Raw genomic sequence first — 23,125 nt, forward strand, 5'->3', positions numbered from 1 at the left:
TTCTGCTGCACCAGGCTGGCCAACGTCACACGGTCTTCAGGCTGAAGTTGCTGGTAGTGTCTCGGGGAGCTTTGCATCTGCGGACCTTACAGGGTTGCAGGTGTTGCACTTCACTTTTGAATCCGCCGAGGGTATTCATGAGCGGCATGGTGAAAGTGGATCAGGAACGTCTGAAGGCGCAATTGGAGAAGAAATTGCCTTCGAAGATGCGCCTGTTTCAACTAGAAGATATACCGGGGGTGATGCGCTCGCGGATGGGGTGGCCTGTCGCGGCGGTTTTGATGGAGCGGTGGTTTAACGGGGCCGCTTTTCGCATGCCGGCAGAAATGAAAGAGAGCCGCTCTCCGCATCGTTTGAATCAACTCAGTTCTGTGCACCTGGAAGAAAGCATTGTCACGATGTCCTGGGCCCTTCGGTTCGCCCGTGTCCAGACCGCGATGGCCACACTGCAAAGCGGATGGGCGACCGCCAAAGGCATTAAAGAACTGAGGCAAAAAATCAAAGATCAGAGCTTTGGAAAAACGCTGAAGCTGTGGAGATTTGGCGATTTCAATCAGTCTGCGAAGGTGCTGGATGCCACTTGCCAAGTGAACTATTTGACGTTCGGGAAACTGAGTGACCCCATGGATGATTTCTACGGGGCGATGGGCGAAGCTCAATTAAAAGTGGCAGCGTCTGGGTTCGTTTCAACGGGAAGTAACGGCTCCAGCACTGTCGATATCGATGAGTTGGCTTTCTATCTGCGAGATTCCTATGACTTCAACGATAGCACCCCTTTCATGTCACAACCTTTAGGATTTTGGGGTGCAACGGGAGTGGAGCGCCATTTCCAACTTCGCAGAGATATACCAATTTCAGATCAATGGGTGCATACGGACGCGGCCGATGTCGCAGCGACGAAATACGAAGTGCAGAACAACGATTTCCGGCGTTGGAGTGCTCTGCAAGGTAGAGGTGGGGATTTCATGGTGCTTTCCGATGTCCACCGTGTCCGCCTTGCATTCCCTTTGAGGTTTGACCTTCAATGAAATCGCGCATCAGGGGCCATCAAAAACGGATTTTTTTCTGGACGCTGCTTTTTGCCTGCTTGGCCGGAGCAGGCTGGTTGCTTTCCAAGCCTGCATTTAAGGGAAGCGATTTCAGTCCTCGCCATGTGTACCGCGTGGACTACTACGACGCTTCGCTTTTCCAGCGCATGCTTCACCATGACCTGAAAATTCCCTCTTTCGTGCGTCTGTATCGCGTAGAGCCCGAAATTCTTCTGGGGGAGAGTGGAGTGGTTGATCTGTGGCTGAACGGGGATGCACGGTGGTACATGAATTCATCATCAACAGTAGCGGTTGGAATGGACATCGTCTTTGAGAATATTCCTCCTGAATGTGGCGCGCCTTGCCCGCGATAGGCTTTGTGGCTCGTGGACGCTAGGTGTGAACCGTCAAGAGGTTGTTTGCGGGGATGAGCCTGTCCATCGGGGCAATCGATCCGATGCCGCTGTGCGGTCGGTGCCAGTTGTAGTGGTGCTGCCAGCTCGCCAGGGCTTGGGTTCGCTGCGCTGAGTTCTGATACGTCCAGCCATAGGCCCACTCGCGCAGTGCCGACTGGATGAACCGCTCGGCCTTGCCATTGGTTTGCGGGCGGTACGGCCTGGTGAACTTGTGCTGAATCGCCAGAGCTTTGCAGGCTGCAGCGAACTCCTTTGATCGAAACGCTGCGCCGTTGTCCGTCAGTAGCCGTTTGATACCCACACCCAGGCCTGCGTAGTACGCCACGGCGCTGTGCAGGAACGCGACTGCCTCGTGCTTCTTCTCGTCTGGGTGCATGGCTGTGAAGGCGATGCGGGCGTGGTCATCTATGGCCACGAACAGCGTCTCCCAGCCAGCGCCATCGACCGAGTCGCGCCGGTTGCCCGTCACGCGATGGCTGGGTCTGACGATGCGCCCGAGCTTTTTGGTATCGATGTGCAGCAGGTCTCCAGGCGCGTCGTGCTCGTAGCGAAGCACGGGCTCTACGGGCTGCAAATCGCTGAGCCGGGACAAGTTGGCCCGTGCCAAGACTCTGCTGACGGTGGATGCCGAGACACCTGCGTCGCGAGCAATGCGCGACTGCAGCATCCGGCGTTTGCGCAGCTCCACAATGAGCAGGGCCTTGGACTCGTCGATGGCTTTTGGCGACCTTGCATGCCTGGAAGACGCATCGGCCAGGGCGGCTTCTCCGCCACTCAGATACCGGCCAAGCCACTTCCTGGCGGTCTGCGAAGTGACGCCATGAGCTTGGCCCGCTTGAGTCGTATTGAGGCCTTGCATGGTCATCTGTTTGACCATCTCGATTCGACGGGTGAAGGTGAGTCGGGCATGCTTATGGCTGTTCATCTGGTTGGGTGTCCTGAGCGGATTGGGTGTTTGGCGACTTCCAGTCTCTCAAACCCAATCCGGATGAACACCGGATACAACCTATTGAAACTTCACACCTAGATCGGTTTTGCGTTGGGTGCGCGGGCCGACACCATGCTGAAGTACATGGCCGAGGTCGGCCCCTGGAGGGGGGCGCTGCAGTATTCGTTCGATGAGAAGAGCCCCACTGGCGGCAAGACCGCAGGTGGCTATTTGCGTTACGCGGCCGGTGGTCTCGCGGCCGGCCTGGGTTACCAGAACTACGAATTCGCCTCCGGCAAGAAGGTCGACGCCTGGACGGTGGGCGGCTCCTACCGCATGGGCGACTGGTACTTCAATGCCGGCTATGGCCAGAACAAGGTGGACGATGGCCTGACCGCAGTGGATCGCGCGGTGCTCGGGGCCATGTGGCAGGGCACGATCAATGGCGGCTTCGGCGGTCCTGCGTTCCTTGCTGCCAACAAGCGCACCATCTACAAGATCGGCGCTGGTCACCAGATCACGCCTCAGCTGAACATCGGTGCGCACTATTTCCGTGCCGATCAAAAGGGCAACACACCTGCCGCCAAGGGCAAGCCCGACTTCTTCACCATGGCGTTCGACTATGCGTTTTCCAAGCGCACCGATGCCTACCTCGAACTCGATCACACCAAGCTGAAGGGCGACCAGATCAGCCTGAGCAATGCGGCGGGCCAGGTCAACGGCGCCAAGAGCCGCACGGGCTACACGATCGGCCTGCGCCATCGTTTCTGATCGCGCCATGCACTCGCCGCATACCTCATGCGGCGACATGACCACAGCCTCTCTCGGGAGGCTGTCGGTGTTGTGCGATGCGCCAGCATGCCGAGGCATTCCGTCCTTGCGGTATGCAACGGCTGGCACCTTCCTTGCATAGCTTCATCGTCCACGCCATCTCCTGGGCCGGCCAGACGCCGGCTTGTCAGTGGCTTCCGCAGTCCTCACGAAGGATGCGGCACGTTCCACGCTTTATCCAAGAGGTTTCCATGAAGTTCATCGCTTCCATTCTTTCGGGCGCTGCTGCCTGTGCGTTTCTCGCGTCGCCCGTGGCCCATGCCAAGCCTTTCAGGTGGGCCAGCCAAGGCGAAATCTCGACCTGGGACATTCACTCGCAAAACAATGCCTTGCAGAACGGCATCCATGCGAACGTGTACGAAAGCCTCACCTACTACAACAGCCGCACGTTCGAGGTCGAACCGGTTCTGGCAACCGCTTGGCGCGAGGTGAGCCCGACCCAGGTGCGTTTCACGCTCCGCCAGGGTGTCAAATTCCATGACGGCTCGGCATTCACGGCAGACGATGCGGTGTATTCGCTCACACGGGCCATGGCCAAGACATCCAACTACACGCCCTTCGTGCAAGGGTTCGACAGGATCGTCAAGGTGGACGGCCAGACGATCGATATCTTTTTGAAGGCTCCGAATCCCGTTCTGCTGCGCCAGCTGACCGAGCTGCGCATCATGAGCAAAGCCTGGGCCGAGAAGAACAAGTCCGTCGAGCCCAAGGACATCAAGGGCACCGATGAAAACTTCGCGCACCGCAACGCGATGGGCACGGGGCCGTACACCCTGGAGTCCTGGCAGCCGGACGTGCGCATGGTGTTCAAGCGCAATCCGAACTGGTGGGGGACGATGGAAGGCAACGTGACGGAGATCGTCTATACGCCGATCAAATCGGCATCCACGCGCGTGGCGGCACTGCTTTCCGGCGAGATCGACATGGTGCTCGATCCCTCGCCGCAGGACCTGGCGCGGCTGCGCTCCGGTGCCGACCTCAAGGTCATGGACGGCGTGGAAAACCGCACGATCTTTTTGGGCATGGACCAATTCCGCGACGAACTGGTGGGCTCCAGCGTGAAGGGCAAGAACCCGTTCAAGGACGTTCGCGTGCGCCGCGCGCTCTACCAGGCCATCGATGTGAACACGCTCACCCGCAGCATCATGCGCGGCCTGGGCAAGCCCACCGGCACGCTGGTGGCGCCACAGGTGGCGGGCTGGACCGAAGCGGTGGGCAAGCGCATGCCCTACGACGTCGATGCCGCCAAGAAGCTGATGGCCGACGCCGGCTATGCCGATGGGTTCGAGGTGGATTTCGCCTGCCCCAACAACCGCTACATCAACGACGAAGCCATCTGCCAGGCCGTGACGGCCATGTGGGCGCGCATCGGTGTGAAGGCCAAGCTGCGCACGCTGCCGCAAGTCACTTACTTCCCGATGATCCAGCGCAGCGAAGCCAGCATCTACATGCTCGGCTGGGGCGTGCCGACCTTCGATTCGCTCTACAGCCTGCAATCGCTGGTGCGCACCGTGGGTGCGGGCGGCGACGGCAACTACAACGTGGGCCGCTACAGCAACGAGCGCATGGACTATCTGGTGGACCGCATCAAGGCGGAGACGGATGCCCCCGTCCGCTCGCGCATGCTGACCGAGGCGCTTCAGCTCTCCAACGACACCGTGTCCCACATTCCGCTGTATGACCAGGTCATTCCCTGGGCCATGAAGAAGACCGTGGAAGTGGTGCACCGCGCCGACAACCGTGTGGACATGCGCACGGTCAAGATCAATTGATGCACCCGATGGGCCGGGGCCTGAGTCCCCGGGCTTTAAGTTGTCCTGGGGGGTATTGCGCGCAATGGCGCATCCCCCCTGCTAGCATGCCCGATTCACTCACGGTTCACTGATGCTTGCCTTTATTCTGCGACGCCTGATCCAGGCCGTCATCGTGATGATCGCGGTGGCTTTTATCTCCTTCATGCTGTTCCAGTATGTCGGCGATCCCGTCACCTTCCTGCTTGGCCAGGACGCCACGCCCGAACAGATTCGCGAGCTGCGGGCCGCGCTCGGTCTCGACAAGCCGTTCATCGTGCAGTTCTGGCATTTCCTGGTGAACGCGGCGCAGGGCGAGTTCGGGCTCAGCCTGCGGCAAGGCGCCAAAGTCTCGCGGCTGATCGCGGAACGCTTTCCGGCCACGCTGGAACTGGCGCTCGTGGCCGCCGTGCTCGCCTTGGTGATCGGCGTGCCCATGGGCGTGTATGCGGCCTTGCGGCGCGGCTCGTTCGCCAGCCAGCTGTTCATGACGCTGTCCCTGCTGGGCGTGTCGCTGCCCACCTTCCTCATCGGTATCTTGCTGATCCTCGTGTTCGCCGTTTACCTGGGCTGGTTCCCCAGCTTCGGGCGCGGCCCGGTCACCCAGATCGGCTGGTGGAGCACCGGGCTGCTCACGCCCAAGGGATGGCACCACATCACGTTGCCGGCGATCACGCTGGCGATCTTTCAGCTCACGCTGATCATGCGGCTCGTGCGGGCCGAGATGCTGGAGGTGCTGCGCACCGACTACATCAAGTTCGCGCGCGCCCGTGGGTTGTCCGACCGGGCCATCCATTTCGGCCACGCCCTCAAGAACACGCTGGTGCCGGTGATGACCATCACGGGCCTGCAGCTCGGCGGCCTCATCGCCTTCGCGATCATCACCGAGACGGTGTTCCAGTGGCCCGGCATGGGCCTGCTGTTCATTCAGGCGGTGACCTTCGCCGACATTCCCGTGATGGCCGCCTATCTGTGCCTGATCGCGCTCATCTTCGTCGTGATCAACCTGGTGGTCGATCTGCTGTACTTCGCCGTCGATCCGCGCCTGCGCGTGGGCAAGGCCGGAGGGCATTGAGCCATGGCACAGGCGCCTCGCTTCAAGGCCGGCGGACGGGCCTTCGCGCACATCGCGCAGTACCACCCCGAACTCACCGCATTCCGGCGCGACCTGCATGCGCACCCTGAACTGGGCTTCGAAGAGGTGTACACCGGGGCGCGCGTGAAGGAAGCGCTCAAGCTGTGCGGCGTGGACGAGATCCACGATGGCATCGGCCGCACCGGCGTGGTGGCGGTCATCCGGGGGCAGGGGCGCGGTAGCCGCAGCATGATCGGGCTGCGCGCCGACATGGATGCGCTGCCCATGACCGAGCAAAACGAGTTCACCTGGAAGTCCTGCAAGTCCGGCCTCATGCACGGCTGCGGGCACGACGGGCACACCGCCATGCTGGTGGGCGCCGCGCGCTATCTGGCCGCCACGCGCCAATTCGACGGCACCGCGGTGCTGATCTTCCAGCCGGGCGAAGAGGGCCTGGCCGGCGCGCGCGTGATGATGGAAGACGGCCTGTTCGAGCGGTTTCCCGTGCAGTCGGTGTACGCCATGCACAACTGGCCCGCCATGAAGCCGGGCACCATCGGCCTGAACTCCGGCGCCATGATGGCTGCCGCCGATCGCGTGACGATCGAGATCACCGGCCGCGGCGGCCATGGCGCGCATGCCTACCAGACCGTGGACGTGGTGCTCGTTGCGGCGCACATCATCACGGCCGTGCAGGGCATCGTCTCGCGCAACGTGCGGCCCATCGACAGCGCGGTGATCAGCCTGTGCGCCATCCAGGCGGGCGACCTGGGCGCCTTCAGCGTGCTGCCTGGAACTGCGACGCTGGTGGGCACGGTGCGCAGCTTCGATCCCGTGGTGCAGGACATGGTTGCGCGGCGCATCCAGGAGCTGTGCAGCGCGATCGCCCTGGGCTTCGGCGCCACCGCCAGCGTGCGCTACGAGCGCATCTATCCGGCCACCATCAACACCGAAAGCCATGCACAGTTCGCGGGCGACGTGGCCGAGTCGCTGGTGGGCGCCGAAAACGTGGTGCGCGACATGGACCCCAGCATGGGCGCGGAAGACTTCTCCTTCATGCTGCAGAGCAAGCCGGGGGCGTATCTGCGCATCGGCCAGGGCACGGGCCCTGGCAACAGCGCCTTGCACAACAACCGCTACGACTTCAACGACGAGATCCTGCCGCTGGGCGCCGCGTTGCATGCCAGCCTGGTCGAGCAGGCGATGCCGCTCGCGACGGCATGACGCCCATCAACGGCACCGCGTGCTGATTTCTCTCCCCTTTTCTTCCACAGGAGTCCCCATGAAATTCCCGACAAAAACGGCGCTGGCCCTGGCACTGATCGCCATGGTGTCCGCGGCGGGGGCGCAGACCATCCGCGTGGCCAACCAGGGCGATGCCTTGTCGATGGACCCGCACTCGCTGAACGAATCCCTGCAGTTGAGCGTGACCGGCAACGTGTACGAGCCGCTCGTCGGGCGCAACAAGGACCTGAGCCTCGCCCCGGCGCTGGCCACGGGCTGGAAGATGACGTCGCCCACCGTGTGGCGCTTCGAACTGCGGCGCGGCGTGCAGTTTCACGACGGCACGCCGTTCACTGCGGACGATGTGGTGTTCTCGCTCGGGCGCACGCAGGTCGAGGGCTCGGACATGAAGAGCTACACCAACGACTTCAAGGAAGTGCGCAAGATCGACGACTACACGGTCGAGATCGAAACCCGCTCTCCCTACCCGATCCTGCCCGACGTGCTCACGCTCGTGTACATCATGAGCAAGAAGTGGTGCGAGACCAACCAGGCCACCGCGCCGGTGGACCGCCGCAAGGGCATCGAGAACGCGGCGTCGTTCCGCGCCAACGGCACGGGCCCGTTCCACGTGCGCGAGCGCCAGCCCAACGTGCGCACCGTGTTCACGCGCAACGGCACCTATTGGGGCGCGATCGAAAGCAATGCCAGCGAGGTGATCTACACCCCCATCGGCAACGACGCCACCCGCGTGGCCGCACTGCTGTCGGGCGAGGTGGACGTGATGGAGCCCGTGCCGGTGCAGGACATCGAGCGCGTCAACACCAGCCCCAGCACCCGCGCCGTGACCGGCCCCGAGCTGCGCACCATCTTCCTGGGCATGGACCAGAAGCGCGACGAGCTGCTGTACTCCAGCGTGAAGGGCAAGAACCCCTTCAAGGACAAGCGCGTGCGCCAGGCGTTCTACCAGGCCATCGACATCGAAGGCATTCGCAAGACGGTGATGCGCGGCGCGGCCAACCCGTCCGCGCAGCTGGTCGGCCCCGGCATCAACGGCTTTCAGGCCGACATGAAGCGGCTGCCGTACGACGTGGACGCGGCCAAGAAGCTCATGGCCGAAGCGGGCTACGCCAGCGGTTTCGAGCTGACGATGAACTGCTCGAACGACCGCTACGTGAACGACGGCCGCATCTGCCAGGCGGTGGCTGCCAACCTCGCGCGCATCAACGTCAAGATCAACCTGCAGGCCGAAACCAAGGGCACCTACTTTCCGAAGGTGCTGCGGCGCGACACGAGCTTTTACCTGCTGGGCTGGTCGCCCCCGACGTACGACGCCCACAACGCGCTCAATGCCCTCATGGCCTGCGTGGACGACAAGGGCGCGGGCCAGTTCAACCTGGGCGCCTATTGCAATCCCAAGGTGGATGAGCTGACGAAGAAGGTGCAGTCCGAGACGGACAAGGCCCAGCGCAACGCCATGATCCGCGAGGCATTCGAGATCCACGCGGCCGACATCGGCCACCTGCCGCTGCACCAGCAGGCCCTGGCCTGGGGCGTGAGCAAGAAGGTCAAGCTCGTGCAGATGGCGGACAACTTCATGCCCTTCAAATGGATGAGCATCGTCCAATGAGAAAAACGCTTTTCCGTTGGTTCGACAGCGATGTCGGCCACAGCTTTCGCACCTCGCCCGTTGCCATCGGCGCGGCGGTGATCGCGCTGATCTGCGTGTTCTGCTCGTTCTTCGCGGGCTGGGTCGCGCCGCACAATCCGTTCGACCTCACCACGCTCGAACTGGGCGACGCGCGGCTGCCGCCCGCGTGGAGCCCCGAAGGCTCCACCAAATACCTGCTGGGCACGGACGACCAGGGCCGCGACATCCTGTCCGCGGTGATCTACGGTGCGCGCATCTCCCTCATCGTGGGCTTCGCTTCGGTGGTGCTGTCGGTGGTGGTGGGCGTGGCGCTCGGGTTGCTGGCGGGTTTTCGCGGCGGCTGGGTGGACGCGGTGCTCATGCGCCTGTGCGACGTGATGCTGTCGTTCCCGGCCATCCTGGTCGCGCTGCTGATCGCCGGCGTGGGCCGCGCGGTGTTTCCCAACGCGCACGAGTCGCTCGCGTTCGGGGTGCTGATCCTCTCGATCTCGCTCACCGGCTGGGTGCAATACGCGCGCACCGTGCGCGGCTCCACGCTGGTGGAGCGCAACAAGGAATACGTGCAGGCCGCGCGCGTGACGGGCGTCAACTCGCTGCGCATCATGCGCAAGCACGTGCTGCCCAACGTGATGGGCCCGGTCATGGTGCTGGCCACCATCCAGGTGGCGACGGCCATCATCACCGAGGCGACCCTGTCGTTCCTGGGCGTGGGCGCGCCGCCCACGTCGCCTTCGCTGGGCACGCTGATCCGCATCGGCAACGACTACCTGTTCTCGGGCGAATGGTGGATCACGGTGTTCCCCGGCGCCATGCTGGTGCTGATCGCGCTGTCGGTGAACCTGCTGGGCGACTGGCTGCGCGATGCGCTCAACCCCCGCCTTCGATAAGGATGGAGCACAACCCCCTGAGCGGCTGCGCCGCTTCCCCCTTCTCTCATCGCTGCGCGATGGGAAGGGGGACGCCGCCTTCACTGCGGGGCGGCCCTTGCTCGGCGGCCGCTGGCCCGGGCCGCGCCGGTTTCCCGCTTCACGCGCTATGCCGATTGCAACGGATAACGGATTGATTGCCATGTCCCTTCTCGAAGTCAAGAACCTCGTCGTCGAATTCCCCAGCCGCCGCGGCACGCTGCGGGCGCTGGACGACATTTCCTTTTCCATCGCGCCCGGCGAAATCCTGGGCGTGGTGGGCGAATCGGGTGCGGGCAAGTCGCTCACGGGCGCGGCCATCATCGGTTTGCTGGAGCCGCCGGGGCGCGTCGCCGGCGGCCAGATCGTGCTGGAGGGCCAGCGCATCGACAACCTGTCGTCGCGCGAGATGCGGCACATCCGCGGCCGGCGCATCGGCGCGATCTTCCAGGACCCGCTCACGTCGCTTAATCCGCTGTACACGGTGGGCCAGCAGCTCATCGAAACCATCCAGGCCCACCTGCCGGTGAACGCCGCCGAGGCGCGCCGCCGCGCCATCGACCTGCTCAAGGACACGGGCATTCCGGCCGCCGAGCAGCGCGTGGACCACTACCCCCACCAGTTCTCGGGCGGCATGCGCCAGCGCGTGGTGATCGCCCTGGCGCTGGCGGCGGAGCCGCAGCTCATCGTGGCGGACGAGCCCACCACGGCGCTGGACGTGTCGATCCAGGCGCAGATCATTCAGCTGCTGAAAAACATCTGCAAGTCGCGCGGCGCCGCCGTGATGCTCATCACCCACGACATGGGCGTGATCGCCGAGACCTGCGACCGCGTGGCCGTGCTGTACGCCGGGCGGGTGGCCGAGATCGGCCCCGTGCACGAGGTCATCAACCACCCGGCCCACCCCTATACCGCCGGGCTGATGGCGTCCATTCCCGACATGGAGCAGGAGCGCGAGCGCCTGAACCAGATCGACGGCGCCATGCCGCGCCTGAACGCCATTCCCCAGGGCTGCGCCTTCAATCCGCGCTGTCCCCACACCTTCGACCGCTGCAAGGTGGAGCGGCCCGACCTGCTGCAGGCCGGCGCCACCCGAGCCGCCTGCTGGCTGCACGGTCTGCCCAAGGAAGCCGTCGCATGAGCGCCCACATTCCCCCGACCCCTTCCGCCAGCTCCTCCCAGCCCCTGGTGCAGGCGCACGACCTGGCCAAGACCTTCGACGTCTCCGCGCCCTGGCTCAACCGCATGCTGGAGCGCAAGCCCCGCACGCTGCTGCACGCCGTCGATGGCGTGAGCTTCGAGATCGAACGCGGCAAGACGCTGGCACTCGTGGGCGAGTCCGGCTGCGGCAAGAGCACGGTGGCGCGGCTGCTCGTGGGGCTGTACGAGCCCACGCGCGGCGGCCTGACCTTCGACGGGCAGGACGCGCATGCCGCCTTCAAGGGCAAGGACGCGCAGGCCATGCGCCGCCGCATCCAGATGATCTTCCAGGACCCGTATGCCAGCCTGAACCCGCGCTGGCTGGTCGAGGACATCATCGGCGAGCCGCTGCGCGAGCACGGCCTCATCACCGACAAGGCCGAGCTGAAGAAGCGTGTGGGCGAATTGCTGCAGTCGGTGGGCCTGTCGCCGCTGGACATGGTCAAGTACCCGCACCAGTTCTCGGGCGGGCAGCGCCAGCGCATTTCGATCGCACGGGCCCTGGCCACCGAGCCGGAGTTCCTGGTGTGCGACGAGCCCACGTCGGCGCTCGACGTGTCGGTGCAGGCGCAGGTGCTCAACATCATGAAGGACCTGCAGCGCGAGCGGCAGCTGACCTATCTGTTCATCTCGCACAACCTCGCGGTGGTGCGGCATGTGAGCGACCAGGTCGGCGTGATGTACCTGGGCCGCCTGGTGGAGCTGGCCGACAAGCGCGAGCTGTTCGCCACGCCGCGCCATCCCTACACGCGCATGCTGCTCGATGCCATTCCCAAGATGCACGACACCGGCCGTTCGCGCACGCCGGTGCAGGGCGAAGTGCCCAACCCGCTCAATCCGCCGTCCGGCTGCGCTTTCAATCCACGGTGCCCGCACGCCAACGACCGGTGCCGCACCGAGCGCCCGCAACTGTTGAACCAGGGCGGCGCCAGGGTGGCCTGCCACGGCATCGAAGAAGGCCGCATTCCCCTCGTCGCCATGGCGGCGCCCGTGGCGATTTGAACCAAATCGGCCTGCAGCGCAATCAAAACGCCGGCATGAACTCCTGAATTGATAGCAAAGCACCGGCGAAAGCCGGTGCAGTCCTTTGCCGCGGTGCGGCAGGCGTTCAGTTGAACTTGCCGTTCACGCCGCCGACGCTGTAGCGGCCTGCGCCCAGCAGCATGACGCTCAAGGCGCCGAACAGGTACAGCCCCTGCAGCTCCAGCGCCCAGCCGCCCTGCTGGTTGAGCGCCACCAGGTCGGCCATGTGCACCAGGCCCAGCGCCACCAGCATGTTGAGCACCACGATGGCCGCGCCGGCCCGCGCGCCCAGGCCCACGATCATCAGCACCGGCGCCAGGATTTCACCGACGAACACCAGATAGCCCAGGGCCCCTGGCAGGCCGGCCTTTTCCAGCATGCCGCTGATGAAGCCCACGCCGTTCTGCAGCTTGAAAATGCCGTGCAGGAGCACCAGCACGCCGACGGATGCGCGCAGGACGAGTTTGCCGGCATCGTCGGATGGGGCGGCGGTGATGGTGCGGGTTGCGTTGCTCATGGGTTTCTCTCCTCTCGGGTTCAAAAATCGGAGTATGCGGGGGCGATGGATGCGCGTCAGTGCGTTTTCGCACAATGGGCCACGATGTTGCAGGTGGATTCACCCCCTGGCGCCAAGTGGGCGGCGTCGTGCCCTCCATCGGGGAAGACGCGCAAGGTGGCTGGAACCCGGGCGCGGTGTTGAGCACCAAGGACGCGCGCAAGATGGACCGATTCATTCCGTTCGCCCTCGGCGCGGCGCAGCAGGCCCTGGCGCAGGCCGGGCTGGAGCCGGCGCAGATCCAGCACCTCAACGCCCATGCCACGTCCACCTGCGTGGGCGACCGGGGCGAGCTGGCCGCGATCCGTGGCCTGTTCGGCGAAGGTGCCACGGTCGCGATCGCCTCCACCAAGGGGGCGACCGGGCATTTGCTGGGCGCCGCGGGCGCGGTGGCGTCGGTCTTCACGGTCCTGGCGCTGCGCGATCAGGTCGTGCCCGGCACGCTGAATCTGCACCGGCCCGATGAACTCGCCCAGGGCCTGGACCCTCGTGGCCCACCGGCCCCGCCCGATGGCGCTGGAGCACGCGCTGGTCAACGGCTTCGGCTTCGGCGGCGTCAACGCCTCGCTGGTGCTTCGCCGATGGGCGACCTGAGTTGCTATAAAAATCATAGCTACATGCCCTAGTGAATATTGCGGTGGAGGCCTGAAAGGCTTGTACCTTTTTGGCAGCTTGCCGGATCAGGTGTACCGCTTGGCGCGCAGGTTGTCCTTCATCTGCTGCAGGCGGGGCTGCAGCGGCTCGCCGATGCGCAGGGCCACGCAGGTGGCGAGCACGTCGATCACCAGCAGGTGCAGGAGCCGCGAGACCATCGGGCTGTAGCGGTCGTAGCCCTCGGGGTGGTCGGCGGCCAGATGGATGTGGCAGGCCAGGGCGAGGGGCGAGCCGCTCGCGGTGATGGCGATGGTCGTGGCGCCGTTCTTGCGCGCGATGTCGGCCGCATCCATCAGGTCGCGCGTGCGGCCGGAGTTGGAGACGATCACCGCGCAGTCGCCCGGCCCGAGCAGCGTGGCGCTCATGACCTGCATGTGGCCGTCGCTCGTGCTGATGCTGGTGATTCCCAGCCGAAAGAACTTGTGCTGCGCGTCCTGCGCGACGATGCCCGAATTGCCGGCGCCGTAGAACTCGATGCGCCGGCCGGTCTGCCAGGTGTCCGCGATGGCCTTGGCGGCGCGCTCGATGGCGCCCGTGCTGGCCGCGTTGCGGTACTGCAGGAAGGCTGCGGCGGCGTTGTCCACCACCTTCACCAGCACGTCGCCGGTCTTGTCGTCGGCATCCACGCTGCGGTGGATGAAGGGAACCCCTTCGCTCACGCTGCCGGCCAGCTTGAGCTTGAAGTCGGCCAGGCCGTCGTAGCCCATGCTGCGGCAAAACCGCACCACGGTGGGCTTGCTCACGCTGGCGCGGGCGGCCAGTTCGCGCACCGGCAGCCGGGCGAAGGCCCGCGCGTCGTCCAGCACGAGCTGCGCCACGCGCTGTTCGGCAGGGGCCAGCGAGGGCAGGGATGCGGTGATTCGTTCAAGCATGGCTGGGGGCCTTCATCGCCGGACAGCGCGCGCGCTGCAAGCCACCGACGCGGCCTTGACCGTCACAAGGCCGCAGAGCAGGCCACGCCAGCAGACGCCGTGGAACTGGCTTTGCCAGGCCACGGGCGTCGTCTCCCTCCGGGAGGGGGCGCCGCAGGCGGCACAGGGGGCGACTCAAGTCTCTTCCATCCAGCTGTGGCCGTCGCGCGCCACCATGGCGCTGGCGGCGCTGGGGCCCCAGCTGCCGGCGGCGTAGGGCCGAGGGCCGTCGTCGGAGTCGCGCCAGGCCTGCATGATGGGCTCCACCCAGCGCCAGGCGGCTTCCTGCTCGTCGGCGCGCACGAAGAGGTTCAGGCGCCCGCCGATGACGTCCAGCAGCAGGCGCTCGTAGGCACCGACGCGCTCGGCGCCGAAGCGCTGCTCGAAGTCGAGGTCCAGGTGCACTGGCACCAGCGCCTGTGCCTCCGACACCCGGCTGCCGCGTTTTTCCTGCCCCGCGGCGAACAGGTGCAGGGCCACCCCGTCGCGCGGCTGCAGATGGATCACCAGCCGGTTGGCCGCGCCCAGCGGCGAGCGGTAGATGGGGTGGGGCGTGGGGCGGAAGTTGATGGCGATGTGCGCCTCGTGCGAGGCCAGGCGTTTGCCCGTGCGCACATAGAACGGCACGCCGGCCCAGCGCCAGTTGGCGATTTCGGTGCGCAGCGCCACGAAGGTTTCGGTGCGGCTGCCCGGCGCCACGCCGTCTTCGTCGGCATAGCCCTTCACGCGTTCGCCGCTCAGGCTGCCCGCCGTGTACTGGCCGCGCACCACGTCGCGGGCCAGGGTGGCGGGCGTCCACGGCGCCAGCGAGCGCAGCACCTTGAGCTTTTCGTCGCGGATGGCGTCGGCGTGGGCGTTGATGGGCGGCTCCATGCCGATGGCGCACAGCAGCTGCAGCGCGTGGTTCTGGACCATGTCGCGCAGGGCGCCCGTGCCGTCGTAGAACGCGCCGCGCTTTTCCACGCCCAGCTTCTCGGCCATGGTGATCTCGATGCTGGCCACGGTCTCGCGGCGCCACAGGGGCTCGAACAGCGCGTTGCCGAATCGCAGCGCCAGCAGGTTCTGCACCGATGGCTTGCCCAGGTAGTGGTCGATGCGGAAGATCTGCCACTCGTTGAACACCGTGCGCACCGCCGCATTGATGGCGCGGTTGGATTCGAGGTCGTGGCCCAGGGGCTTTTCCAGCACCACGCGCGTGTTCGGCGTGGCGAGCCCGGCAGCGCCGAGCTGTTCGCAGGCGGTGGTGAACAGGCCCGGCGCGGTGGCGAGGTACATCACCACCGTGTCGGCTTTGCGCTCGCCCAGGCGCGCCGCCAGCCGCGCGTAGTCTTCGGGCTTGGACAGGTCCATGCGCTGGTATTGCAGCAGCGAGGCGAACTGTTCGAACTCCTCGGCACTGGGGCGCTTGTCGTCCACCACGGCGGCGAAGCGGCTGGCGATCAGTTCGCGGTAGGCGGCGTCGGTGAGGTCGTCGCGCGCCACGCCGATGATGCGGCCGCCTTCGGGCAGCGAGCCGTGGCGAAAGGCCTGTAAAAGCGCCGGCAGCAGCTTGCGCCATGCCAGATCCCCCGTGCCGCCGAACAGAACCAGATCGAAACTCATCGTTGTCGCATCCCCAGTAGATTGGTAAGTAAGCTGCCGGGCATGTTACCGAGTTTCATCATGAGGCGGCGACTGACAGGAACCCCGGTTACCGCGCAATACACTCTTCGGTTGCCGTGCCGCTCGGCCCTGCCTGAGCGCTTTCGCACGCCATCTCACGCCATCCCCGGGAGCATTGCATGAACCAACTCGACGCCCTCAAACAGGTCACCACCGTGGTGGCCGACACGGGCGACTTCCGCCAATTGAGCGCCTACCAGCCGCAGGATGCGACGACCAATCCTTCGCTCATCCTGAAGGCGGTGCAAAAACCCGATTACGCGCCGCTGCTGCAAGAGGCCGTGACCCGCTGGAAGGGCCATCCGGTGGAAGAGATCATGGACCGGCTGATCGTGCGGTTCGGCTGCGAAATCCTTTCCCTCATTCCCGGCCGCGTTTCCACCGAAGTGGATGCCCGCCTGTCGTTCGACACCATGGCCACCGTCACGCGGGGCGAACGCATCATCGAGCTGTACCAGGCCGAGGGCGTGGACACCGCCCGGGTGCTCATCAAGATCGCCGCGACCTGGGAAGGCATCGAGGCCGCCCGCATCCTGGAAGAGCGCGGCATCCACACCAATCTCACGCTGCTTTTCTCCCCCGTGCAGGCCGTGGCCTGCGGCCGCGCCAAGGTCAAGCTCATCTCGCCCTTCGTCGGCCGCATCTACGACTGGTACAAGAAGCAGGCGGGCGCCCAGTGGGACGAAGCCGCCATGGCCGGCCCCAACGACCCGGGCGTGCAGTCGGTGCGCCAGATCTACCAGTACTACAAGCACTTCGGCATTGCGACCGAAGTCATGGGCGCGAGCTTTCGCAACGTGGGGCAGATCACGGCGCTGGCCGGCTGCGACCTGCTCACCATTGCGCCCGACCTGCTGGCGCAGCTGGCAGCCAGCGAAGCGCCCCTGACCCGCGCGCTCGACCCCGATGCCGCAAAGGCGCTGGATCTGCCGGCCATCGAATACGACGAGCCTGCCTTTCGCTACGCCTTCAACGCCGACGCCATGGCCACCGAAAAGCTCGCCGAGGGCATCCGCGCCTTCGCGGCCGATGCGGCCAAGCTCGAACAGATGATGCAGGCCGCCTGACCCATGACCATTCCCCAACGCATCCGCTGCGACCACACCACCGCCTGGGCCGCGCTGCAGGCCCGCTACGACGAGAGCGGCCGCACCTTCGACGTGCGCCAGGCGTTCGCCAACGATCCGCTGCGCTTCGAGGCCTTCAGCCAGGAGGCGCCGCACCTTTTCGCCGACCTGTCCAAGAACCGCATCGACGGGCCGACCGAAGCGCTGCTCATGCAACTGGCGCGCGAATGCGGGCTGGAGGCCTACCGCGACGCCATGTTCGAGGGCGAGGCCATCAACCACACCGAGCAGCGCGCGGTGATGCACTGGTTGTTGCGAAATCCGGCTCCCGCCCTAGAGAATCATGCGGTGAGTGCTCCTGAATTAATAGCAAACAGCCTGCGCGACGTGCACACCACGCTCGATGCGATGCTGGCGCTGGCCGAGCGCGTGCGCGCCGACGCGGGCATCACCGACATCGTGAACATCGGCATCGGCGGCTCCGACCTGGGCCCGTCGATGGTGGTCAAGGCGCTGGAAGACCTGCGCCAGAGCGACAAGCACCTGCACTTCGTCTCCAACGTCGATGGGCAGGAACTGGGCACGCTGCTGCACACGCTGCGGCCCGAGAACACGCTGTTCCTCATCGCCTCCAAGACCTTCACCACGGCCGAAACCATGTCGAACGCGCACGCCGCGCGCGACTGGTTCCTGTCGCACGGGGGCAGCCCGCGGCAGGCGGGGCGCGTGTGCGTTTCGCGCCATTTCGTCGCGCTGACCACCAACGTCGAAGCCGCAGCGGAGTTCGGCATCGACACCACGCTGGGCTTCTGGGACTGGGTGGGCGGGCGCTACTCGCTGTGGTCGGCCATCGGCCTGCCCATCGCCATCGCCATCGGCGCGGCGCATTTCCGCGATCTGCTGGCCGGCGCCCACGCGATGGACGAGCACTTTCGCCATATGCCGCTGGAGCGCAATCTGCCGGTGCGGCTGGGGCTGCTGGACGTCTGGTACCGCAATTTCCACGGCTTTTCCAGCCGCTGCGTGGCACCCTACAGCCACGGCCTTCGCCGGCTGCCGGCCTACCTGCAGCAACTGGAGATGGAAAGCAACGGCAAGGGCGTCGATGGAAAGGGCCAGCCTCTGGCGGTGCAGACCTCTCCCGTGGTCTGGGGAGAGCCCGGCACCAATGGCCAGCACGCGTTCTTTCAGATGATCCACCAGGGACCGGACGTGATTCCGGTCGAATTCATCGCCCTGCGCAAGGGGGGGCGCGACCTGCCCCACCATCACTCGCGCCTGGTGGCGAACGCCCTGGCGCAGGCCAAGGCGCTGATGCTCGGCCGTCCGGACGAACCCGGGCACCGCCATTTCACCGGCAACCGGCCCAGCACGTTCCTGGTGATGGACCGCCTGGCGCCGGCCTCCCTCGGTGCGCTCATCGCGCTGTACGAGCACCGCGTGTTCGTGAGCGGTGCGATCTGGGGCATCAACAGCTTCGACCAGTGGGGGGTGGAACTGGGCAAGGTGCTGGCCAAGGAACTGGAACCTCGGCTGTCCTCGGGCGATGTGCAAGGGCTGGACCCCTCGACGGCTGGCCTGCTGCGGCAGTTGCTGTGATCCAGCAGCCCCGCAGAAATCTGGCGGGCGGCTGCTGGTCTGACCAGCGCGCCCGGATGGGGCAACTGGCATGCCGTCGCGCTGCAGCGGGAGAAGGGGCGGGTGGCGCCGGGGCGCCCTGATGTAACGCCGGGCAGATAAAGCCCAGCGGTACCGCGTCGGTGCCGATAACGGAGAGAAACCGCGCGTTTCTCTCTTTTATCTCCATCACGGGGCCGCCCATGATCCGTACCTCTTCCACCCAGACACGGTTCACACTGCTGATCTGCAGCTTCTTTCTGCTTTTGCTGCTGGGAACCTTCGCGGTCATCCAGCTGTCGGTCAAGCCGGACCTGTCCACCCTCGAAGGCCAATCCCGCAGCATCACCCAGACGGTGGCGTTGCTGGCCAGCGACCAGATCGACGTCCTGCAGCCCGGCCTGGTGGACCAGTACGGCGATCCCAACGTCTTCGGCGGCGGCATCTGGCCCTTGCCCAACAAGCGGGAGCAGGGCCGGGACAAGTTCAGCACGTTCTTCGCGCGCGATGCCAGCAACAAGCTGGTGGTGAACACCCACTGGAATTCGCCGGAATCGCTCAAGTACTGGGAGCAGCCCTGGTACGAAAACGGAAAGACGGCCGCCAAAGGCACCTGCAAATGGGCCAAGGCCTACCAGGACGCCGCCAGCCCGCAGCCGCGAACCAATTGCGCCATGCCCATCTACAAGGGCGACGAGCTGTAGGGCGTATCCACCATCGACGCGACGCTGGGCGTTTTCAATCGCCTGGTGGCGGACATGGAAAGCAAGGTCCAGGGCCAGATCCTGATCGTGGAGGGCGACGGCAAGATCGTCAGCAACTCCACCAAGATCTAGGGCAACGTCGTTCTCAAGAACGTGTCCGACATCGCCTCCACCTCCCCCATGGCGGCGGAAATCCAGAAAATGCTGCCGGCCCTGCAGGACACGGCTTCGGCCGAGAGCTCCTACCAGGACGGGCAGGGCACCCAGGTGTTGTTCCTCAAGCCCATTCCAGGAAGCCCCTGGTTCATTGCCACGGCCCTTCCCGCGTCTTTGCTGGCAGTCAACAGCCACGGCATCCTGACCAAGCTCGCCGCCGTGCAGGTGCCCATGGCCGTGGTGCTGCTGGGCCTGATGGTGATGGGCGTGCGCCTGTTCATGAAGCGCCTGGCGGTGCTGAAAGGCAATATCGACGCGCTCTCTGCCGGTGAAGCCGACCTCACGCGCCGCCTGCCGCAAACGGGCGGGGCGGAGTTCAGCGAAGTCGCCGCCAGCTTCAACGCCTTCATCGCGCGCCTGCAGGGCGTGGTGAGCCAGGTGGTCACGGGTGCCTCGTCGATCGGATCGGCCTCCGGCGAGATCTCCAGCGGCAACCACGATCTTTCGGTGCGCACCGAGGAGCAAGCCGCCTTCCTGCAGGAAACCGCCGGCTCGATGGAACAGATCACCAGCACCGTCAAGCAGAACGCCGAGAGCGCCAACCAGGCCAACCGCCTGGCCACCGATGCCTTTCAGGTGGCGTCCAGGTGGCGTCCAGGGGCGGCCAGGTGATCGGCAACGTGGTGGAAAACATGGACTCCATCAGCAGTTCGTCCAAGAAGGTCGTGGACATCATCGGCGTGATCGACGGCATCGCCTTCCAGGCCAACATCCTCGCGCTGAACGCCGCCGTGGAAGCGGCGCGTGCCGGCGAGCAGGGGCGCGGGTTCGCCGTGGCGGCCAGCGAAGTGCGCAGTCTGGCGCAGCGCTCGGCCGAAGCGGCGAAGGACATCAAGAACCTGATCGCGGATTCGGTCGCCAAGGTGGAGTCCGGCAGCGCTCTCGTGGTCCAGGCCTGTGACTTTCAGCGATAAATGGCGGGGAAATTCCAGCGCTATTTGTCGCTACGTGACGCCGATGACCAGTGTGCTGCGAGCGGCCTCCACAACATCCTCAGTAATCACCGTCAGGTCATTGATGCGTAGGATGCGGTCGATCTGCACGAACAAGCGATGTAGCAAACGGAAGTTTCCACCCGTGATCCGCGTGATCGCGGCAATCGCCTGGCTGTCAGTGAAATCCGCCTCGTCCATGGTGAGGCCGAGTCGCCGCCAATGCCGCGTCAACACGAAAGACAGTTCGTTGTTTACTCAAAAGTCAGAAATATAGGCGACAGATGGGTGTCTGAAGAATGACCTGACCTGATGAGTGCAGGATCTTCAGCCACCGACTGCAACTGCGCATCCACACGCTCCTTGAGCTTGTCTCCCTTTCGCAATGGACTGCGCGCCACCCCTGTGCGCTTGGCGTGGCTCCATACCAGCTCATCTGGATTGAGGTCTGGCGCATAGCCGGGCAGGAAGTGCAACGTCGATGCGCCTGCCGTGCTTGCCACGTATTGCTTGACGAGGGCTTTCTTGTGAGCCGGCAAGCCATCGATGACCAAGTGCACGGGTTTCTCACGCTCGGCCATCATGTTCTTGAGCAGTTGCACGAACAACTCGCCTGTAAGCGCTCCCTGGTAGGTCTCAAACCAGAACGCCCCTTTGGAGTTGACGGCTGAGGCCGCCGAGATCGACTGGCGCTGGCCCGGGCGCTCCACGACCGGGGTCTGGCCCTTGGCTCCCCAGGTCTTGCCATGCACGGCATCAGCGCGAAAGCCCGACGTGGGTTTTTGCCGTTGACCCAGCGAAAAACCTGGCGCTCCTGCACGGGTGTGAGGCTGCGCGGGCGGCCTGTGCCTTTGGTCGAGCGCAGCGCGCGCAGCCCATTTCCGCGCCCGCTGGCAGCGGCTTTGCACTTGTAGGCCCAGCCCCTGTGCATGCCCAAGGAAGCCGCCACCGCTGCTGGCGACTCTCCTTCGCGCATGCGCTGTACGGCCAGCATGCGCATTTCTTCCAACACATTGTGGGCCAGGGTGCGTCCGTCTCGTTTCATGCCGTCAATGAAAGCACCGATCGCCGCTCTGCGCAAGAGAGTGTTCTCTAAGTTACTGACTTATGAGTAACGTCCCGAATAGTCGCTCTACTTTGCCTCGACCTTGCGGCCGGCCGACAGTCGAGTACACGATTTGGAAGTGCAGGTCCGCTGCAACCTGGTCAAGGTGCGTGCTGGTGAAATCGCTGCCGTGATCGACGTAGAGCACATCGGGGATGCCGCCGACGGACCATTGCGAATCCGACTTTCGCCAGATCGCCTGCCGCAAAGCGAGCGACGTTTGTAACGAAGAAGGCGCGCCGAGAAAGACCGTGTAACCCGCGACAGCTCGCGAATGATCGTCAATGACGGTTGTCAGCCAAGGGCGGACCGGCCCAACGTTCGAGTCCAGAATCAGGATGTCGAATTCGGTATGGTCGGCCTGCCAGATCGCATTTGGACGCTCAGCGCGGTGCCGATAAATCATCTCGAACTGGTTACTATACGCGGCGTGCCCCTCGTGCGCGAGGGTGACAAGTGCGGGGTCCAGTGCAGCGACAATCGAATGGATGCTGCTGTAAGACGGCGGTGACCATCCTTGTTGTCGCGCGACGGTGACTATGCGGCGATGAAGTGTCGCCGTCGATGGTCGCGGGTTTTGCAAGGCCATGCCTTCGATCAGTTCGACGATCTCAGCGCTCAATTTCCGCAAGCCGCTATCAGACCGCGCCGACCGAGCAAGTCCCACCAGGCCCCCGTCCAGGTATCGTGCGAGCCAGCGCTCGGCGGTCCGGATCGAAACATCGGCGTCCGCCGCTGCTCGTGACAGGGGCACGCCATCTTCAAGATGCCGCTTGAGCACAGCGACTCGGGCCATTGCCTCTTCGATCCGATCGGTCGCTAATCCTGTCAGATCGGATTTCCCTCTGCCGCCTGAAGTCATGTCGCTCACTCCATGCTGAACCGTTCGCCGCCTTGCGTCAGTGTCCGTATGAGGATCGTTCAACGGACATCCAAATTTCGAAAACAGGGCAACGAAGGTATGCCGCTCTTCGCGTCTCATAGAGATGGTACGATATAAATCTCTTTCAAGGCCCCTTAATCGTACACCTTCCTCATGCCGAAGACACTCATTGGCTACGCGCGCTGTTCTACCGACAAGCAGGACCTGGCTGCTCAACAGGGTGCACTCGTTGAACTTGGCGTCGCGCCCGACCGGATTTACACCGATCATGGCTTGACTGGCACCCATCGATCCCGACCGGGACTGGATCAGGCGTTAGCTGCCGTTCGGCGCGGGGATACGCTTGTTGTGCCGAAGCTCGACCGGCTGGCGCGATCAGTTCCGGATGCGCGTGATATTGCGGATTCGCTCGTAGCACGCGGGGTAAAGCTTGCCCTTGGCTCAAGCGTGTACGATCCAACCGATCCGATGGGCAAGATGTTTTTCAACATCGTGGCGACCTTTGCTGAGTTCGAAGCTGACCTGATCCGTATGCGCACCCGCGAAGGGATGGCCATTGCGCGCGCAAGAGGAAAACTCCGAGGAAAGCAACCCAAGCTCTCCGTTAAGCAACAGAAAGAGTTGTGCCGGATGCACGACGGCGGCAAGCATTCGATCAGCGATCTGGCCGAGCTATTTTCGGTGTCGCGTCCCACCGTGTACCGGACGCTTGCACGGCATCCAGACACTACGTAGCCGTTTGGACAA

The 23,125-nt window shown here is 64.5% G+C and carries 20 protein-coding genes and 3 pseudogenes; 16 read left to right on the forward strand and 7 right to left on the reverse strand.

What is annotated here, in order from left to right:
- Window positions 1–137 precede the first annotated feature (137 nt).
- Window positions 138–1,028 (forward strand): DUF6402 family protein, encoded by an 891-nt coding sequence (locus AVHM3334_RS04330; RefSeq protein WP_284409964.1) that lies wholly within the window; start codon window positions 138–140, stop codon window positions 1,026–1,028.
- A complete protein-coding gene (locus tag AVHM3334_RS04335; RefSeq protein WP_284409966.1) occupies window positions 1,025–1,402 on the forward strand; it encodes a hypothetical protein in 378 nt (125 codons plus the stop codon). Before AVHM3334_RS04330 ends, AVHM3334_RS04335 begins: the two co-directional genes overlap by 4 nt.
- Before the next feature lie 19 nt (window positions 1,403–1,421).
- Here AVHM3334_RS04335 and AVHM3334_RS04340 read toward each other — a convergent pair whose 3' ends face one another.
- Window positions 1,422–2,369 carry an IS481 family transposase gene (locus tag AVHM3334_RS04340; protein ID WP_284409968.1) on the reverse strand — a complete coding sequence of 316 codons (948 nt, stop codon included), beginning with the start codon at window positions 2,367–2,369 and terminating at the stop codon, window positions 1,422–1,424.
- A gap of 114 nt (window positions 2,370–2,483) precedes the next feature.
- Between AVHM3334_RS04340 and AVHM3334_RS04345 the strand changes: the two genes are divergently transcribed.
- From AVHM3334_RS04345 to AVHM3334_RS04380, 8 genes are all read left to right on the forward strand, one after another.
- Window positions 2,484–3,143, forward strand: a complete 660-nt coding sequence (locus tag AVHM3334_RS04345) for a porin (RefSeq protein ID WP_284409970.1) — start codon at window positions 2,484–2,486, stop codon at window positions 3,141–3,143.
- Window positions 3,144–3,394: 251 nt separating this feature from the next.
- Complete coding sequence (locus tag AVHM3334_RS04350) at window positions 3,395–4,975, forward strand: ABC transporter substrate-binding protein (protein WP_284409972.1); 1,581 nt, start codon at window positions 3,395–3,397, stop codon at window positions 4,973–4,975.
- 112 nt (window positions 4,976–5,087) lie between these two features.
- Window positions 5,088–6,068 carry an ABC transporter permease gene (locus AVHM3334_RS04355; RefSeq protein WP_284409974.1) on the forward strand — a complete coding sequence of 327 codons (981 nt, stop codon included), beginning with the start codon at window positions 5,088–5,090 and terminating at the stop codon, window positions 6,066–6,068.
- A gap of 3 nt (window positions 6,069–6,071) precedes the next feature.
- Window positions 6,072–7,292: a M20 aminoacylase family protein gene (locus tag AVHM3334_RS04360; RefSeq protein WP_284409976.1), complete on the forward strand. Its 1,221-nt coding sequence runs from the start codon at window positions 6,072–6,074 to the stop codon at window positions 7,290–7,292.
- 58 nt (window positions 7,293–7,350) lie between these two features.
- The gene (locus tag AVHM3334_RS04365; protein WP_284409978.1) at window positions 7,351–8,922 is read left to right on the forward strand and encodes an ABC transporter substrate-binding protein; all 1,572 of its coding nucleotides are present in this window, start codon (window positions 7,351–7,353) and stop codon (window positions 8,920–8,922) included.
- A complete protein-coding gene (locus tag AVHM3334_RS04370) occupies window positions 8,919–9,830 on the forward strand; it encodes an ABC transporter permease (RefSeq protein ID WP_284409980.1) in 912 nt (303 codons plus the stop codon). Before AVHM3334_RS04365 ends, AVHM3334_RS04370 begins: the two co-directional genes overlap by 4 nt.
- A gap of 181 nt (window positions 9,831–10,011) precedes the next feature.
- Window positions 10,012–10,989 carry an ABC transporter ATP-binding protein gene (locus tag AVHM3334_RS04375; protein ID WP_284409981.1) on the forward strand — a complete coding sequence of 326 codons (978 nt, stop codon included), beginning with the start codon at window positions 10,012–10,014 and terminating at the stop codon, window positions 10,987–10,989.
- Window positions 10,986–12,050 (forward strand): ABC transporter ATP-binding protein, encoded by a 1,065-nt coding sequence (locus AVHM3334_RS04380; protein ID WP_284409983.1) that lies wholly within the window; start codon window positions 10,986–10,988, stop codon window positions 12,048–12,050. The genes AVHM3334_RS04375 and AVHM3334_RS04380 overlap by 4 nt, the downstream gene beginning before the upstream one ends.
- 106 nt (window positions 12,051–12,156) lie before the next feature.
- On the opposite strand, the gene AVHM3334_RS04385 is transcribed toward AVHM3334_RS04380, so the two are convergent.
- Window positions 12,157–12,588 (reverse strand): DoxX family protein, encoded by a 432-nt coding sequence (locus AVHM3334_RS04385; protein ID WP_284409984.1) that lies wholly within the window; start codon window positions 12,586–12,588, stop codon window positions 12,157–12,159.
- A 233-nt stretch (window positions 12,589–12,821) separates the two neighbouring features.
- On the opposite strand from AVHM3334_RS04385, the pseudogene AVHM3334_RS04390 reads away from it, so the two are divergent.
- Window positions 12,822–13,221 (forward strand): annotated as a pseudogene (locus AVHM3334_RS04390) (beta-ketoacyl-[acyl-carrier-protein] synthase II); the annotation flags it as partial.
- An 86-nt stretch (window positions 13,222–13,307) separates the two neighbouring features.
- Here AVHM3334_RS04390 and AVHM3334_RS04395 read toward each other — a convergent pair.
- Window positions 13,308–14,153 (reverse strand): MurR/RpiR family transcriptional regulator, encoded by an 846-nt coding sequence (locus tag AVHM3334_RS04395; RefSeq protein WP_272551228.1) that lies wholly within the window; start codon window positions 14,151–14,153, stop codon window positions 13,308–13,310.
- Window positions 14,154–14,327: 174 nt separating this feature from the next.
- Window positions 14,328–15,794: a glucose-6-phosphate dehydrogenase gene (gene zwf, locus AVHM3334_RS04400; RefSeq protein ID WP_284409986.1), complete on the reverse strand. Its 1,467-nt coding sequence runs from the start codon at window positions 15,792–15,794 to the stop codon at window positions 14,328–14,330.
- A 179-nt stretch (window positions 15,795–15,973) separates the two neighbouring features.
- On the opposite strand from zwf, the gene tal reads away from it, so the two are divergent.
- The 4 genes and pseudogenes from tal to AVHM3334_RS04420 form a co-directional block, all read left to right on the forward strand.
- Window positions 15,974–16,921, forward strand: coding sequence for a transaldolase (tal, locus tag AVHM3334_RS04405; protein WP_284409989.1), 948 nt, complete (start codon window positions 15,974–15,976; stop codon window positions 16,919–16,921).
- Window positions 16,922–16,924: 3 nt separating this feature from the next.
- Window positions 16,925–18,520: a glucose-6-phosphate isomerase gene (gene pgi / locus AVHM3334_RS04410; RefSeq protein ID WP_284409991.1), complete on the forward strand. Its 1,596-nt coding sequence runs from the start codon at window positions 16,925–16,927 to the stop codon at window positions 18,518–18,520.
- Between the two features lie 221 nt (window positions 18,521–18,741).
- Entirely contained in the window at window positions 18,742–19,242 is a 501-nt protein-coding gene (locus AVHM3334_RS04415) for a hypothetical protein (protein WP_284409992.1), read from the forward strand.
- Window positions 19,243–19,713: 471 nt separating this feature from the next.
- Window positions 19,714–20,354 (forward strand): annotated as a pseudogene (locus AVHM3334_RS04420) (methyl-accepting chemotaxis protein); the annotation flags it as partial.
- A 48-nt stretch (window positions 20,355–20,402) separates the two neighbouring features.
- On the opposite strand, the gene AVHM3334_RS04425 reads toward AVHM3334_RS04420, so the two are convergent.
- The 3 genes and pseudogenes from AVHM3334_RS04425 to AVHM3334_RS04435 form a co-directional block, all read right to left on the reverse strand.
- A complete protein-coding gene (locus tag AVHM3334_RS04425; protein WP_349816608.1) occupies window positions 20,403–20,591 on the reverse strand; it encodes a TniB family NTP-binding protein in 189 nt (62 codons plus the stop codon).
- 57 nt (window positions 20,592–20,648) lie between these two features.
- Window positions 20,649–21,435, reverse strand: a pseudogene (locus AVHM3334_RS04430) (IS630 family transposase).
- A gap of 52 nt (window positions 21,436–21,487) precedes the next feature.
- Window positions 21,488–22,357, reverse strand: coding sequence for a TnsB C-terminal domain-containing protein (locus AVHM3334_RS04435; RefSeq protein ID WP_284409994.1), 870 nt, complete (start codon window positions 22,355–22,357; stop codon window positions 21,488–21,490).
- Window positions 22,358–22,531: 174 nt separating this feature from the next.
- On the opposite strand from AVHM3334_RS04435, the gene AVHM3334_RS04440 reads away from it, so the two are divergent.
- A complete protein-coding gene (locus tag AVHM3334_RS04440; RefSeq protein WP_284409995.1) occupies window positions 22,532–23,113 on the forward strand; it encodes a recombinase family protein in 582 nt (193 codons plus the stop codon).
- Window positions 23,114–23,125: the final 12 nt, after the last annotated feature.

The sequence above is a fragment of the Acidovorax sp. SUPP3334 genome (assembly GCF_030159055.1).
Classification (GTDB): domain Bacteria; phylum Pseudomonadota; class Gammaproteobacteria; order Burkholderiales; family Burkholderiaceae_C; genus Paracidovorax.